The organism is Flavobacterium salmonis, assembly GCF_903819435.1.
In the GTDB taxonomy this organism is placed as follows: Bacteria; Bacteroidota; Bacteroidia; order Flavobacteriales; family Flavobacteriaceae; genus Flavobacterium; species Flavobacterium chungangense.
Map to the genome: position 1 here is coordinate 376,563 of NZ_CAIJDP010000079.1, position 17,022 is coordinate 393,584.

The 17,022-nt window shown below is 34.5% G+C and carries 7 protein-coding genes and 1 pseudogene; 4 read left to right on the forward strand and 4 right to left on the reverse strand.

Going from position 1 to position 17,022, the window contains the following annotated elements:
• Positions 1–142: 142 nt before the first annotated feature.
• The 4 genes from FLACHUCJ7_RS17930 to FLACHUCJ7_RS17945 form a co-directional block, all read right to left on the reverse strand.
• The gene (locus tag FLACHUCJ7_RS17930) at positions 143–2,092 is read right to left on the reverse strand and encodes a RagB/SusD family nutrient uptake outer membrane protein (protein WP_180909873.1); all 1,950 of its coding nucleotides are present in this window, start codon (positions 2,090–2,092) and stop codon (positions 143–145) included.
• 24 nt (positions 2,093–2,116) lie between these two features.
• Positions 2,117–5,251, reverse strand: a complete 3,135-nt coding sequence (locus tag FLACHUCJ7_RS17935; RefSeq protein WP_180909874.1) for a SusC/RagA family TonB-linked outer membrane protein — start codon at positions 5,249–5,251, stop codon at positions 2,117–2,119.
• Positions 5,252–5,731: 480 nt separating this feature from the next.
• A complete protein-coding gene (locus FLACHUCJ7_RS17940) occupies positions 5,732–7,282 on the reverse strand; it encodes a RagB/SusD family nutrient uptake outer membrane protein (protein ID WP_180909875.1) in 1,551 nt (516 codons plus the stop codon).
• 1 nt (position 7,283) lies between these two features.
• Complete coding sequence (locus FLACHUCJ7_RS17945) at positions 7,284–10,463, reverse strand: SusC/RagA family TonB-linked outer membrane protein (RefSeq protein ID WP_180909876.1); 3,180 nt, start codon at positions 10,461–10,463, stop codon at positions 7,284–7,286.
• A 417-nt stretch (positions 10,464–10,880) separates the two neighbouring features.
• Between FLACHUCJ7_RS17945 and FLACHUCJ7_RS17950 the strand changes: the two genes are divergently transcribed.
• The 4 genes and pseudogenes from FLACHUCJ7_RS17950 to FLACHUCJ7_RS17965 all read left to right on the forward strand — a co-directional run.
• Positions 10,881–13,676 (forward strand): glycosyl hydrolase, encoded by a 2,796-nt coding sequence (locus tag FLACHUCJ7_RS17950; RefSeq protein ID WP_180909877.1) that lies wholly within the window; start codon positions 10,881–10,883, stop codon positions 13,674–13,676.
• Positions 13,677–13,695: 19 nt separating this feature from the next.
• Positions 13,696–14,820 (forward strand): glycoside hydrolase family 88/105 protein, encoded by a 1,125-nt coding sequence (locus FLACHUCJ7_RS17955; protein ID WP_180909878.1) that lies wholly within the window; start codon positions 13,696–13,698, stop codon positions 14,818–14,820.
• On the forward strand, positions 14,820–16,604 hold the full coding sequence (locus FLACHUCJ7_RS17960) for an alpha/beta hydrolase fold domain-containing protein (protein WP_180909879.1): 1,785 nt from the start codon (positions 14,820–14,822) through the stop codon (positions 16,602–16,604). The genes FLACHUCJ7_RS17955 and FLACHUCJ7_RS17960 overlap by 1 nt, the downstream gene beginning before the upstream one ends.
• 194 nt (positions 16,605–16,798) lie before the next feature.
• Positions 16,799–17,022: pseudogene (locus tag FLACHUCJ7_RS17965) on the forward strand (IS982 family transposase); the annotation flags it as partial.

Here is a 17,022-nt window from a genome sequence, read left to right on the forward strand (position 1 = left end):
CTATAAAGTATTTTGAAAATATAATATTCAAATTTATTCATCAAATTACTAAAAACAATCCTGTTGTAACCTGCTTAAGGAATAAAAAAACCGTCTCGAAAATTGAGACGGTTTAGAAAAATAAAAATTATAAACAGAGGTACTAATAACCAGGATTCTGCATTGCATCTTTTTCTGCCGCTGTTAAAGGTTTTCCATTTGCATATATTCCATCAAGGAATGTTTGAGGAATTGGGCGTAAATTATGGAAATCCTGAATATTTGAAGCTGCTTCAATGTTATAAGCTTTTGCCCTTGCAACTAAAGTTTTAGTTCTGCTTAAATCCTGCCAACGATGAAATTCTCCACACAATTCTCTGGTACGCTCATTCAATATTAAACATAACATTCTATCATAATCACTTCCATATCCCAGTTTTGAAATTACAGTTTCATCCTCTAAAGGCAGAGAACTTATACTTGAAATCGTTAAACTTGTGGAGGCTGTTGAAACAGCAATATTATTAGATTCATAATATGAATTTTCAGGAATATAAGAAATTGGAATTCCAGCCTGACCGGTAACTGTCCATGCAGCGGAACCATCTACATAAGCAGCTCGATTCTCACCCGACTTATAAGCAGCACGAGTACGAACTATATTAATATATGGTAATGCATCTGCGAAGGTTGCACCCCCTTGTTTAGCCAAACGTACTTTTGCTTCGGCAGCCATTAAATAAGTTTCTGCAGAACGTGCCAATATGATATCCCGTGATCCTTTAATATTGCTCAAATCTATTCTGTTTCCATCCATATGTTTACTTAGCGATGGAAATCTTACATCAGCCATCAAACCAATGTGATCTGCTGCATATGCTACATATGCACTTGGAATTGTTTTTCCTGTTTTTGGATAAATAATAGTACCTGTGTTTTTAGTTTTGGCAAAACGGGTATCAGATTGGCTATTAACGATATACATAATACCTAAATCGCCATTTTTATAAACAGCACCTGATGCATTGTTTACAATACTTTTTGTTTGAAAACTTTTCCAGAAACGGGAATCATTTACATGATCAAAAACATCATATACAAAATAAGTCGGTGCCAATCTACTAAATGGTCTTCCCCCTGCAAGATTACGTTTCATTTGTGGTAACTGATCATAAGTAGAAAGAAAATACAAGTGCTGTTGATTACCTCCTGTTGTTAATGTACTGGCGTTAAATTGAGCAGATAAAATTAATTCTCCCAGTTTTTCATTTGCACCATCAGCAATAGTATAATTCCATAGGTTATCATAGTTTTGTGCTAGTGGGTGATGAGAAATTACTTCGTCTGATAAAGTAACTACTTGCTGTAAATCTGTCGTTTTTGTAGCAGAGTTCCAACTGTCATTAATTTCACTGGCACGAGCTAAATAAGCTTTTGCTAAATAATGCGCAGCAGCATCTTTAGTAATTTTTGCAGGAGCTCCAGCATTACTTAACAAAGTGTAGGCTTGTGTAAAATCTGAAATAACCTGTCCTAAAACTTCTTGTGGAGTCGCCCTTGTAAACTCTAATTTAACAGTAGAACTGGTAACAGCTTTTAATTCCAAAGGAACAGCACCATATTGACTTACCAATTTTAAATAATTGAAAGCTCTCAAAAAGTATCCTTCACCCAGCGCGGTTTTCTTTATAGCATCATTTGTTGAAACAATATTTGTAGCAGCTTCAATTAATTGATTAGCATTTCCAATTCCAATATACAAATTATCCCAATTCGTATTTGCCGCCACTGTATTAGCATTAGAAACTGTAACAAAAGCCTTAAAACCAGAAGAATAAGAATTCCATGTCCAGTTTGAAGGATCTCCACCCGCATGAAACTCATCTGTACCCGACTCTGTTGCCGTAAGGGGAACTTCGCCTTGAAATTCTGCAGCAAAAACCTGATAATAAGTACCAACAGCTAATGCCTGTATTCCAGGTTCCGTTTTATAATATTCCTGATCGTAAGCTGTTGTCAACTCTTCATCAAGAAAATCTTTACTACAAGAACTTACTAAAGTCAATGCGGTAACAAGCATTAAGTTGATATATAGTTTTTTATAATTTTTCATAATAATCTTTTTTTTTAATTTAATTTAGAATCCTACATTTAGCCCTAACGTCATACCTCTGTTTGAAGCTGTTGTCTGTGTATCCAAATCAGTCCATTTAACTTTAGAGAAGATCATACCCGGATTGCTTGCCTGACAATATAATCTCAATTTAGAAAGTCCCAGTTTTTGTACTAGTTCTTTATCAAAATGATATCCTACAGAAATGTTTCTTATTTTTAAGAATGAGCCATCTCTATATCCCAATATTGGAAAATAAGAATCCCCGGTACCCGCAGAATAAATTGGTTTTTGATATTCTGCATTTGTATTATTATCTGTATAATAATCAATTTGTCTCTGACTTCCTTTTGCTCCTTCATTTTCTCCTCCTGTATCATAAAGATATCCCATTCGGCCATAAACAAAAAAGGATAATTCAACATTTTTGTATGTAAAAGTATTCGTTAGTCCAACTATATATTTTGGATCTTTAGAACCAATAATAACACGATCATTGTTGGCGTCAATTTTGTAATCTCCATTTTGATCTACAGGCCTTGCATTACCAAATGAAAATACATTAGAACCTGCAGCAGCATTAAATTTTGCCATTTCGGCAGCATCTTCAGGTTTCCAGATTCCGTTTGATTCAAAACCGTAAATTACGTTTTGAGAGTTTCCAATAAACAAGTTGTTATTTATATCGTTAAATTTTCCATTTTGCAGCGACATAATACGATTTTGTTGGTATGAACCACTAAAACTGGTAGTCCATTCAAAATCTTTAGTTGCTATGTTTACCGAATTTAAAGTAAGTTCAACTCCGTTTCCTTCAGTTTCACCTATATTTTGATAAGAATCTTTAATTCCATTTGGTGTTGGAAGAGATCTTTTTAGCAGTAAACTGGTTGTTTTACTTGTATAATAATCCAGAGCACCTGATATTCTATTGTTAAACATAGAGAAATCAAGACCATAGTTAAACTGAGCAGTTTCTTCCCATCCCAAAGATAAATTACCTAATGACGTATTATTTACAACTCCTGAGCCATTTGGATAAACAATTCCTGTCAATGGAGGTGTAGTGGCATAAGCAGGAACTGCTGCATTCCCAGTAACACCATAACCAACTCTTAGTTTTAACTGATCAATCCAGGATATATTTTCAAGAAATTTTTCTTTGCTCAGAACCCATGCTCCGGAAGCACTCGGAAAAAATGCCTCTTTATGCCCTTCTGCCAATTGAGAAGCTGAATCACTACGACCTGATACAGTGATCAAATATTTATCAGCATAACTATAATTTACTCTACCCATATAAGAAAACAAGCCTGACTCTATTAAACCTGAAGAATACCCGGCAAGTGTTACATTAGCAGGAGTTAAGGAATTCCATTTGTTTTTTGGATTTTTTATATCATTGGCAGACATCGAACTTGTTTCATTATGATATCTTGTCTGACTTAGTAAAAAAGTTCCGCCAAAACTATGATTTCCTAAAGTTTTGTTGTACAAAAATAAGTTGTCAAGCGTGTATGAAATAGAAGATTCATTAGTTAAAGAAGCAAAACTTGTTCCTGAACGAATAGCTGATTTTCCATCTAGAAATATTCCATCACGAAAAGATGTCAAATCCGGACCAAAATTAAGACGGTATTTTAAACCATCAAGTTTTGAAGAAATTGCTCCTAAATCGATTTGTGCATATAAACTTCCAAAAGCACGCAATGTTACACGTTGATCCTGAGATAATTTGTATTCATTGACAGGAGTTCTGATAGTAGAATCTCCTCCGGGATTATCAATTCTGTTTCCATTACTGTCATAAGGAACTGCGTATGGAAGATTTGTGCGAGCTGTAGCATAAATTCCGGTAGAACTTGTAACCGCTGTTCGTCCTGTATTTGATTGTCCATATTCGTTTATACCATAGCTTGTATTAATACCTACTCCCATCGAAAACCATTTTGTTGGTGTAATATCAACATTAGCAGTACCATTATATCGAACATAACTCTGCCCAAATAATGTTCCTGTATTATTCAGGTATCCAAAAGAGCCATAAGCTTTCATTTTTTCACTACCACCACTAACACTTAAGGTGTGCTGCTGGGTGATTCCGGTACGGGTTACAAATTTTGCCCAATCAGTAGTGGCAACCTTAGAACCATCCCATACATCATTACCTCCACTATCTTTACTCCATCCCTTTGCAATATTTGCCCAGGCAGATGGATCTGCTGATTTTAAGAAAATTAATTCATCATTAGCAATAGTGGGAGCATCACCCTTTGGAAAAGCTGTTGGATTAGAATAATATCTTCCCCAGCGACGGAATTCGATATATTCTCCTGCACTCATCATTGGGGCATTTTCATGAATAGTTTCTGTCATTATGGAAGTATCATAATTTAAGGTAAACTTACCGTTTTTACCCTTTTTTGTTGTTATGATAACTACCCCATTAGCACCTCGAGATCCATAAATAGCTGTTGCTGAAGCATCTTTTAATACATCAATTGTTTCGATGTCAGTTGGATTCAAAAAATCAATCCCTCCAGTATTTTGATCTACACTAATTTTTCCTGTAGTAGCATCAGTTACAAGTTTTGTATTTAAAGGAATACCATCTACCACATAAAGCGGTGCATTGGAAGCCGAAATAGAACGGGCACCACGGATAGTAATAGCACCAACTGTCCCCGGCCGTTCATTTGAAGCCACATCTACCCCTGCTGCTTTACCCTGCATAGCCTGCACTGCGTTTACAACTGGTCTGGAACCAATTTCTTCAGCGCCAACACTTACAATTGATCCTGTCAAATCTTTTTTCTTCTTTACGCCATAACCTACAACAACTACTTCTTCAAGCGAATTATCTTCTTCCTTAAGCAAAACATCATAAACATTTGCATTTCCAACAGTAATTTCCTGTTTTTTAAACCCTATAAAACTGTAAACCAAAACATTTCCAGGAGCTGCATTAATTGAGTAACTTCCATCAAGATCCGTACTTACCCCTTTCTGCCCTCCTTTAATTAGTACGTTAACGCCTGGTACTGGTAGACCCGAGGCATCCTTAACTACCCCTTTAATTACTTTACTCTGCGCATAAGCTGAGGCACCGAGCAATGCCATCATCGCTATAGTCAGCAGGAGACTTAATTTGTTTTTCATAAATTTCAATTTGGTTAATTATTTAGTTAGTTATTTAATTTTTTACATCATTACACTACTCTTATCTATTTTATTATTACAATTCATTTTTATAGGTGATTTTTACATTCTTAGCATGAACACAAACAGTATTCCTACAAATAATTATTAATCATAAATAAACTATTAAATAAAATTACTAAGAAAAAAGATGCAATTATGCAATCGATTACACAAATGTATTATTTTTTTTGATACTAAAAAAAATACGTTAATATTATATGAAATTAAAACAAAAATACTCATAAACATACATGCTTATTACAGTATTCCTTGTATAAATTGCAAAAAGCAAAAAAATTATCATGAAAAATGTAATCGATAACACAATGAATTTAGACTATTTTTCATATATCTTACAAATAAAAACAAAAAAAACCGCCTCAAAGCGAGGCGGTCTTCTTCAAAATAAACTAAAAAATTGGGGCAAATTTATTTTTATTAATCGTAGCCAGGGTTTTGATCATACAATCCTGGAACCGCTAACATTTCAGATAATGGTATTGGATATAACAATCCATTCTTATCAATTGTTCTGATTTTATTACCCGTATCTTCGGCTGCTTTCCAGGCATTCATGATAGTTAATGCATTACCTGATCTGATTAAATCAAACCATCTTGTACCTTCAGAAAAGAATTCTTTTCGTCTTTCATCAAATAATTGATCCAAAGTAATATTTAACGCATTTGCTGGCACACCTGCTCTTGTTCGCACCTGATTTACAATTGCATCAACATCAGCCTGCGTTCCGCCTCCTCCATGAAGTGTACATTCAGCCATCAGCATCAATACATCTGTATAACGAATTACCATAAAATCTACACCCCAGTCTTCACGCCCGCCGGTTCCGTATCTAGCAGGATCAATATATTTTTTGTATACAGGAAATGTATAGCTTCCTTTATAAGTTCCAGAAGCAACAGTGTAACTTGTGGCAATACCAACAGTTTTTCTATTGTCGTTTGCAGCAAACATATTTAAAAAGCCTGTTGAAATTGGCCTGCCTTCCAGAGAACCTTGCGCTGTCCCAATTCCTACTGAAGCAAAATAAGGCTCATAACCAACTTCAACCATGAAGTTTCCTCCTATAGAACTTGCTAAACTTTGTGTATATGGAATAGTCAATACATTTTCTTTATTAGCAGTTCCTTCAGTTTTAAATATAGCTGCATAATCTGTACCAAACACAAACGAACCGCTCGTTTTAATATCATTTAGTTGTTGATATGCCTTATCCCATTCATTTAGACCAAGCATAGCCCCATCGATACCGTAATTTGGACTAGAACGAGTCATATATACTAAACCTAATAATGCTTTTGCACCATATTTAGTAACACGACCAACATAGGCAGCATCAGTAGTTGAAGTCGTAAGATCTGGAATTGCTAATTGTAAATCTGAAATAATCAAATTGTAAATATCCACAACCGGGGTTCTTCCAATTTTAGAAGCTTCCTGAGCTGTCATCGTTCTATCGATTAACGGAACCCTTCCAAACCATCTGATTAAATCAAAATAACAAAATGCTCTTAAAAAACGTGCTTCAGCAGCCATTGAGGCTTTATCTGCAGGGTTTGTAAAAATTGCATCTCCTTTTTCGGTAATTTTTTCTAATAATTGGTTTGCTTTGTAAATTGCATTGTAATTACTTACATATGCTTCTTTTACATAGGCATTAGAACTGATTGAAGTGTAAAAACTATTAATTCCTTCCCAATCTCTAGAAGCCGTCGTCAATGCCAGCAAATTATCTGATCTGGTTTCACTCAAATTCAACACTCTATTTGCATAACCATAAGCAGTTGTACCTGTTCCATGAAATGCAACTGAATAAACTGCATTTCTTGCCTGAATGAAATCTCCAGGGGTAGCATAAAAATTCTGCTCTGTCCCCTGTGATAAAGGAACCTGCGTAAGTTCTTCCGTACAGGAAACTGTTCCTAACAAAAGTAAATTAGCTGCTAATAAACAAATATATTTTTTCATTTTAATTAAAATTAATGTTAAGACCTAAAACGATTGATTTTGCTAAAGGTGCCCCTCCATAATCTACAGGAACAGCAAAATCATTATTTGAACTTCCAGAGGTATTTACAGCTTCAGGATTAAATCCTACTTTGTATTTGTTCCAGTAGAACCAGTTTTCACCAGTCACATAAAGCCTCATATTATCAATTCTTTTTATATTTTTAACAGCTTCTCTTAAATTATATCCAATAGAAATACTTCTGATACTAACATAATCTGACTTATACAGCCAGTCAGAATTTGCCTGATATCCGAAAGAAGTTTTCCAATTTCCTCTCACTGCCGGATCTACATTTAATGCATTTTCAACAGATCCCATTCCGGTACGATCAATTGCTCTTCCCGTTAATCCATAAACTGTACCTCCATTTTGTCCTTGCACCAATACGCTCAAATCTAAATCCTTATATTTAAAACTATTGGTAATTCCCCAAGTGTATTTTGGCGTTGGATTTCCTAAATCAACACGATCTTCTGAGTTGATTTTTTTATCCCCATTTTGATCTATATACCTTGGATCACCCAAAACCCATTTATTACCACCTATAGTAGTAGGAAGAGGAATAGAAGGGTCAGCTGCCGTTTCAGCTGCTGCTGCATCAAGATCTGCCTGAGTTATGACACCATTTTGCTGCAAACCAAAAATAGTATACATTGGTTTACCAACTTCTAATTTAATAAAAGGAGTTCCTCCGTCAAAAGAATTACTAATTTCAATTTTAGTCTGATCCGGTCCCAATGCAATCACTTTATTTTCGTTATGGCTTATATTGGCCGATGTTCTCCACTCAAAATTATCAGTCTTAAAGTTTACTGTATTTAATTCAAACTCCCAACCTTGATTTTGTACTGCTCCCACATTAGTAAGATAACTTGTAAATCCTGATGCAGCAGGAACCGGAAGTCTTAGTAATAAATCACTATTTGTTTTTCTGTAAACATCGAATGTTGCAGAAATTCTGTTTTTTAGAATTGATAAATCCAATCCGAAATCGACACTTTTAGATTCCTCCCAATGCAATGAAGGATTCCCTATAGAATTTACACCTTGCCCAATTCCTACAGCACCTCCAACAGAATAATTAAATTGACCTAATGTAGAAAAAGAAGAATAACTACCAATATTATTACTACCATTAGTTCCTGTACTTGCTCTTAATTTTAATTCATTAAGCCAATCCACATTTTGCAAAAATGACTCCTGTTTAACTCTCCATGCCAATGATAGAGAATAAAATGTCCCCCATCTTTTCTCGCTTCCAAATTTAGAAGAACCATCACTTCTAACACTGGCAGAAAGCATATATTTTTCTTTATAATCATATTGAAATCTACTGAAATAAGACAGTAAAGTATTTTTTTCTGCATTAGTAGAACCAAGCGATCCTGTTGGAAGTGTTTCAATTGTTGAACTACTGTAAAGACCACCTGAAGCAAGACTCGATCTGGTAATTTTATAAGAACTGAAGGACTCCCCTAAAAGAACATTAAAACTATGATTTCCAACAGATTTATTATAATTTAAAGTATTCTCATTTACAATATTTAATCTTCTATAGGTATTATATGCTCCTCTGATACTCGCCTGAACATCATTCGGTGTGTAACTTTCGAATACATTATCTGAATTATCAAAATTAATTGTACTTTTTAATGTAAAGGCATTTGCAAATTTATAATCAGCATAAGTAGAAACAATATTTCTGTACATCGAATTTTTACCAGTTTTAGCTAAAGCATTAAGCATATTGGTCGTACTGCTTCCCCAAGCATATCGGGTCGTATATTTTTCACCTGCAGCATTTGGGGCACTTTCAAAAACAGGAGTTGCTACTAATGCTTTGAATAATGTATTATCTTTTCCTTCAACTCCAGGATCATTTTTTTCAGAATAAGAAGGAGCTAAATTAATTCCCATTTTAAAACTGTCTGATAACTTAACATCAATATTTGCTCTTGCAGAAAATAAAGTATAATCTGTACCTACGATATATCCTGTATTTTTTTGATAATTTGCAGAAACATAATAATTAACTACATCTGTTGCTCCCGATGCAGATAATTGATAATTGCTAAACTCTCCGGTACGAAAAACTTTATCCTGCCAGTCAATATAATCTAATCCAGGATGTCCTGGCATATCCCATCTTTCGTCATACAAATAAGTATAATATCTATTATTAGTTGTATTAAGAGGAGCTGTTGGATTTACAGAATTGTAAGCAGCGATTCGCTCTGCATTAGTCTGACTAGCTGAAGCTCCCGCAATACCAGAACCTACCCATTGGGTATCAATCATTGTTTTAGCTCTCTTAATCCAGCCTTCAGCAGATAACATATCCACCCTGTTAGCTTCTTTATTTATACCGCCATAGGTATTAAAAGTGAATTTTGCTTTTCCTTTTTTTCCTTTTTTGGTAGTAATCAAAACGACACCATTAGCAGCCCTTGAACCATAAATAGAGGCTGCTGCTGCGTCTTTCAGTACCTCTATAGACGCAATATCATTTGGATTCATATTATCTAAAGGGCTTCCATTAGAAAAACCTCCATTAACATTTGTTCCTTCAGTAGAAATTGGAAAACCATCTACTACGTACAAAGGCTCGTTTCCTGCAGTGATAGATCCAGCTCCACGAATTTCAATACTAAAAGGCTGTCCAGGTAAACCCGTAGTTTGTTTTACACGAACCCCTGCAATCTGACCAATCATCCCCTGATCAACTCTTGAAATAGGTCTATCTGTAAAATTTTCTGTTTTTATTCCTGATATAGCACCCGAAGTTAATTTTTTCTTTTGTGTACCATAACCAATTACTACAACTTCATTTAAATTAGAACTTTCATTATCTAAAGAAATATCATAATTATTGGAAGTACCCACTTTTAATTCTTTCGACACAAATCCTACAAAAGAAAAAACTAAAGTTTCCCCTGGAGAGACTGCTATTTTATATCTTCCATCAAAATCTGTACTCGTTCCTCTATTCGTCCCTTTTACTAATACGTTCACTCCCGGTATAGAGAGTTTAGCCGGATCAGTAACTGCCCCCGTAACCTCTTTGCTCTGCGAATAACCAGATGCATGCAATAATGCAAACATGGCGACAATCAGCAGATGATTAATTTTCTTTTTCATAAAAAGTTAAATTTCGTTAATAATTAGTTTATTCAAATTTATTTAGAAGGGACACCCACAGCATCCTGTAGTATCCTGTTAGAATTCAGTATATTATACTTTATCTTTAATTTTTAATTAACAAAAAAGGACAACTTACTGATTAGCAAGACCAAACACAGCAGCTATTTCGCAATAAAAAATCTAAAATTTAAATAAATTATTTTTTAAATATTCATACTTTTTTACACAAAAACATATCAAATCAAGAAAAATATAGTTTGTCTCTTATTTACTAATTTATTATCAATAATAAACAACAGGACGGAACAGGATAGGAATTTCGCAAATCACATATACATTTACTTTTCATGATTTTTTTGCTTTCATTGCCAGCTTCAAATAAATTACTATCAACAATTGAATACAACCCTAATAATGAAACTTATCAAAACACAACTTTTTTTATTTTTTACGATATTCATAAGCCTCCATACTTATTCACAAAACAAATCTATATGGCCGGACTCCAGTAATATAAATCAGCCTTGGGCTCGTTGGTGGTGGATGGGAAGCGCCGTGGATAAGCCAAACTTAAAAAAGAGTCTAGTTGATTTTTATAAAGCCGGAATTGGCGGGGTAGAAATTACTCCTATATATGGTGTAAAAGGTGAAGAAAATAATTTTATTGATTATTTGTCTCCAAAATGGATGGAAATGCTGGATTATACTATTCATGTAGCAGACAGTCTAAAAATGCAGGTTGATATGGTTTTAGGCACCGGATGGCCTTACGGCGGTTCTCACATTACCCTGCCCCATGCAGCCACAAAACTGATTGTAGAAAAATATCAGCTAAAAAAGAATGAAACAATAGATCGTTCTATAAAACTGGAAGACACTAAGGAAAAGACTCCCGCAGAACTGTTATATGTTTTAGCCTACGGCAGTGATGGAAGTTATGTAAATCTAACCGATCAATTAAAAAATAAAAATTCAAAACTAAATGATAAAGGTATCGAAGGATCTTCTGTAAGCTTAGTCAACACATTAGAACCAAATAAACTAAAATGGAAAGCAAAAAAAACAGATTATACCATTTATGCTGTTTTTAGCGGTAAGACCGCACAAAAGGTAAAAAGAGCAGCTCCGGGAGGAAATGGATATACTTTAGATCATTATTCAGAAGAAGCGTTGAATGCATATGTAGTTCCATTCAACAATGCTTTAAAAGGACGTGAAGGAAAAATCAGGGCTATTTTTAATGATAGCTATGAAGTATACGGAACCGACTTTACTCCAAACTTTTTTGAGGAATTCCAAAATCGAAGAGGATATGACCTTAAAAAGCAATTATCACTATTATTAAGCGAAAAAGATGATGAAATTTCTAACCGAATAAGAAGTGATTACAGACAGACCATAGCCGACTTATTATTGAATAAATTTGATAAGCCATGGACACAATGGGCCAATTCAAAAAATTTCAAAACCAAACTTCAGGCACACGGATCTCCCGGAAATTTAATTGACTTATATGCTTCTGCTGACATTCCTGAATGTGAAACTTTTGGCTCTATGCCTTTTGATATTCCGGGCTTTAGACGTGAAAAACAAGACATACGTGAGGGTGATGCTGATCCTGTAATGCTTAAATTCTCTTCATCGGCAGCACATATTTCAGGAAAAAATCTCGTTTCATCAGAAACTTTTACATGGCTAAGAGAACATTTTAAAACGGCTTTGTCTCAATGCAAACCGGAGGCTGAAGATTTAATGCTAAATGGTGTCAATCATATTTTTCTTCATGGATCCACTTATTCACCGGACAGAGCGGTCTGGCCGGGATGGAAATTTTATGCTTCTGTGAATTTCAATGCAAATAATAATATCTGGGAAGATGCTCCGTCCCTCTTCTCCTATATAGCAAACTGTCAGTCAATGTTACAACAGGGAAAATCAGATAATGAAATTTTACTTTACTGGCCTATTTTTGATACCTGGGACAAATATCACAATGGAACTTTGTTTTTTCAATTCAAAATACACTCTTTGTCTGAATGGCTGCATGAAACATCTTTTTACAACACAACAAAAGAGCTAATGAAAAAAGGCTACGGAGTCGATTTTATCTCTGATAATTTCATTGCCGAAGCAAAAGTTGTAGATGGAAAAATCAGTCTTCCGGGCGGTACTTTTAAATCGTTAATTATTCCTGCATGTAAAAAAATGCCTCTTGTTACTTTGCAAAAACTAATTGAATTACAAAAAGCCGGTGGTAAAATTATTTTTGAAGGATTACCTGAATCTGTTCCGGGTTTTAATGATTACAAAAAACAGGAAGTAAAACTTCTGGCTGTTATAGCCGAAAATAAAGAAGCAGCAAAACCGGTTTCTAATATTGTTGAAACATTGGAAAATGCTCAAATATATCCTGAGACACTTGTCAATACAGGTTTGAAATTTATTAGAAGAGATGTAGATGGTGAAAAAATATATTATCTTGTAAATCATACTCCAAAAACAATTGATGATTTCATTCCGTTGCAAATAGGCAATAAAGAAATTATCATTTTCGATCCTTTAAACAGAGAATTCGGTAATGCAGTCGTAAAAAAATCCGGCAACACAACTTTGGTTAAAATCAAAATTGAACCTGGCCAATCTTATTTTTTGAAGACAGAAAATACTGCTTCTCAAAAAAAATGGAATTACTATGAACCAACTGCTGATGCAATTGCACTAAAAGGAAACTGGAAAATCAATTTTGACAAAGGCGGACCGAAATTACCTCCAGCTGCGACAGTTTCAAATCTGGAATCATGGACAAAATTAGGTCCTGAAGCTGAAGCTTTTTCCGGATCGGCAACTTACAGACTTGAATTTGAGAATCCGAATGCTAAAACAGAATCATGGAATTTAAATCTGGGAGATGTTCGCGAAAGCGCAAAAGTCTGGCTAAATGATCAATTTATTGGTACTGCATGGTCTGTTCCTTATAAACTGAACATTGGAAAATTAAAACCCGGAAAAAACACTTTAAAAATTCAGGTAACAAATCTTTCTGCAAACCGAATTCGTGACAAAGAATTAAAAGGCGAAGAATGGAAGATTTTCTATGAAATCAATATGGTTGACAAAGACTATAAAAAATTTGATGCAACAAAATGGAGTCCAATGCCATCCGGGTTATTAGGTCCTGTTACAATTACACCTTTAAAACAACAAAATTAATTTCTCAATAATAACAAAAATGAAAAAGTTACTTTTAGTTTTCGCTATATGCTTTTTATATACGAATACCACAAACGCACAACAGCCATTTGATAAAAAACTGGTACTGAAACAAATGATTTTAGCCAATGATTATTTCATGCAAAAATGGCCGGAAACAGGTAAAACAATAATAACTAATAAAGAACGTCCAAGTAATATATGGACGCGTGGAGTATATTATGAAGGATTAATGGCTTTGCATGAAATCTTTCCAAAAGAAGCCTATTACAACTACGCTTATGAATGGTCAGAATTTCACAAATGGGGTTTTAATAGCGGAAACGTAACCCGAAATGCAGACAATTATTGTGCTGCCCAAACCTATATTGATTTGTATAATTTAGAACCGGATGCTAAAAAGCTAAAAAACACCAAAGCAAATATCAATATGCTGCTAAATACGCCTCAATTAGACGACTGGTCTTGGATTGATGCTATTCAGATGGGAATGCCGGTTTTTGCAAAATTGGGAGTTTTGGAAAAAGACAATCGCTATTTCGAAAAGATGTATCAAATGTATATGTATTCAAGAAACAAACATGGTGATAACGGTCTTTTTAACCCAAAAGATGGTCTATGGTGGCGTGATGCCGATTTTGATCCTCCTTACAAAGAACCAAACGGAGAAGACTGCTACTGGAGCCGCGGAAATGGATGGGTAATTGGCGCATTAGCAAAAGTCCTGACAATAATTCCTCAAAATACACCTCACAGAGATCAGTACGTAAAGGATTTAAAAGCAATGGCAGCGGCTTTAGTACCTATACAAAGACCTGACGGGTTCTGGAATGTAAGTTTACATGACCCAACAAATTTTGGCGAAAAAGAAACATCAGGAACCGCTTTATTCGTTTACGGAATGGCATACGGTATAAACAGTGGAATTTTGAAAAAAGAAACGTATCTTCCAGTGGTTGAAAAAGCCTGGAATGGAATAATAAAAGAAAGTTTACATGAAAATGGATTTTTAGGTTTTTTACAATCTACAGGAAAAGAACCTAAAGATGGTCAGCCCTTATCTTATGATAAAATTCCGGATTTTGAAGATTACGGATTAGGCTGCTTTTTATTGGCCGGATCAGAAATTTATAAAATGAAATAATGAAAAAAGCACTATTATTTTTTGTTTCTTTAGGAATAAGCCTTACTGCTTTTTCTCAAAAAAAGGAAATTCCATTATGGGATAAAGTCCCTGATGAAATTATTTCTAAAGAATATATCGAGAAAATAGTTACTACTAAGGATGGTATTGCTGTGGATGTCCGCAAAGTTACAGCACCTACTCTTACAGCTTATTTTGCAGATCAGGAAAAATCAAAAGGAACTTCTGTTATAATATGTCCCGGAGGTGCTTATGGAATGCTGGCTATTGACAAAGAAGGCTATAAAGTTGCCGAATGGTTTAACAGTTTAGGAATAAATGCTTTTGTTTTAAAGTACCGATTGCCCAGCGATTTAATCATGAAAAACAAAACTGTTGCACCTTTGCAGGATGCTCAGGAAGCAGTCCGTCTGGTTAGAAGAAATGCTGCAAAATGGAAATTAGATCCTAACAAAATTGGTTTTATGGGATTTTCTGCCGGAGGACATCTTGCATCAACTTTAGCGACTCATTATGACGATAAAGTCTATACACCTAGTGACACAACAAGTGCAAAACCTAATTTTTCAATTCTGATTTATCCTGTAATATCCATGCAGGAAGATATTACACACCAAGGTTCAAAAGATAATTTGTTAGGCAAAAATGCTCAGGGCGAAATAGTTGATAAATATTCGAATGAAAAACAGATAAAAGCTTCAACACCAAAAACATTTTTAGTGCATGCTACTGATGATAAAGCTGTTCCTGTAGAAAATAGTATTAATTACTATTTAGCCTTAAAAAAAGAAAAAGTTCCGGCAGAAATGCATTTATACGAAAACGGAGGTCATGGTTTTGGTCTTGGTGTAAAAGGCACCAACGCCTTCTGGCCTGAAACCTGCAAAAAATGGCTGGCTGTTAACGATTATACTTTAAAATCTGATGGTTATGTATTTACATATTTTAAAGGCAATGGCGAAGACGGGCTACATTTGGCTTACAGCGAAGACGGTTATAAATGGAATACTTTAAAAAATGACACATCTTTTTTAACTCCTGAAGTTGGAAAAGACAAACTTATGAGAGATCCTTGTGTAATTAAAGGTGGTGACGGATTATATCACATGGTTTGGACAGTAAGCTGGACAGATAAAGGCATTGGTTATGCTTCTTCAAAAGATTTAATCCACTGGTCAAAACAGGAATTTATTCCGGTTATGGCACATGAAGAAAAAACAAGAAATACCTGGGCTCCGGAAATTACATATGATGAAAAATCCAAAACCTATATGATTTACTGGGCTTCTACAATCGACGGAAAGTTTTTAGAAACCAAATCGGAAGAAGAGAAAGGATACAATCACAGGATTTATTATACCACAACCAAAGATTTTAAAAAGTTTTCTAAAACAAAATTGCTTTATGAACCTGGCTTTAATGTCATAGACGCTTCAATTGTAAAGACTGAAGATGGATTTACGATGTATTTAAAAGACGAAACAAAAGTCCCGGTTCAGAAGAATTTAAAAGTAGCGACCAGCAAAAAACTGGAAGGACCATACACAAAAGCAAGCGACCCAATTACTGGAAATTATTGGGCTGAGGGTCCAACGGCGATTAAAATAGATAATTCGTGGATTGTTTATTTTGATAAATACACCCAAAAGAAATATGGCGCCGTAAAACAAACTTCTAAAGGCTGGGAAGACATTTCTGACGAGGTTAGTTTTCCTAAGGGGACACGCCACGGAACTGTTTTGAAAGTTCCATCTGAGGTAATTACTAAATTGAAAAAACTATAAATTAAATATACCAATGACATAATTGGGTTGTAAAATCTACTATTATAATTTGTTAAAAAACATTTTTATACTTTATTCACCACATAACATATTATTACTTTATTAAGTAATTCAAGTTGCTAGTTATAAAATATAAAAAGTAAGCATCAAAAGTGAGAAATTTGGTTTACGACAACTAAAGACTCACAGATATGATGCTTACAAAAGACAAAATTATTTCAATTTTTTGTTTAATCGATGATATTTTACAAGGAATTGAGCACAAAGACGATATTAGAAGACAAGTAAGTGACAGTGAAATAATAATAACAGCCATAGTTTCCTCGACAAGTTTTTATGGTAATCATTGTTCTGCAATTCAATTTATGAAGCAATATGGGTATATCCCTAATATGCTTGAGAAAAGCAGATTCAATAG

Coding starts and splice junctions, on each gene's coding strand:
- FLACHUCJ7_RS17930 (WP_180909873.1), bottom strand. CDS start 2,092: ATGAAAAATTATAAAAAACTATATATCAACTTAATGCTTGTTACCGCA.
- FLACHUCJ7_RS17935 (WP_180909874.1), bottom strand. CDS start 5,251: ATGAAAAACAAATTAAGTCTCCTGCTGACTATAGCGATGATGGCATTG.
- FLACHUCJ7_RS17940 (WP_180909875.1), bottom strand. CDS start 7,282: ATGAAAAAATATATTTGTTTATTAGCAGCTAATTTACTTTTGTTAGGA.
- FLACHUCJ7_RS17945 (WP_180909876.1), bottom strand. CDS start 10,463: ATGAAAAAGAAAATTAATCATCTGCTGATTGTCGCCATGTTTGCATTA.
- FLACHUCJ7_RS17950 (WP_180909877.1), top strand. CDS start 10,881: ATGAAACTTATCAAAACACAACTTTTTTTATTTTTTACGATATTCATA.
- FLACHUCJ7_RS17955 (WP_180909878.1), top strand. CDS start 13,696: ATGAAAAAGTTACTTTTAGTTTTCGCTATATGCTTTTTATATACGAAT.
- FLACHUCJ7_RS17960 (WP_180909879.1), top strand. CDS start 14,820: ATGAAAAAAGCACTATTATTTTTTGTTTCTTTAGGAATAAGCCTTACT.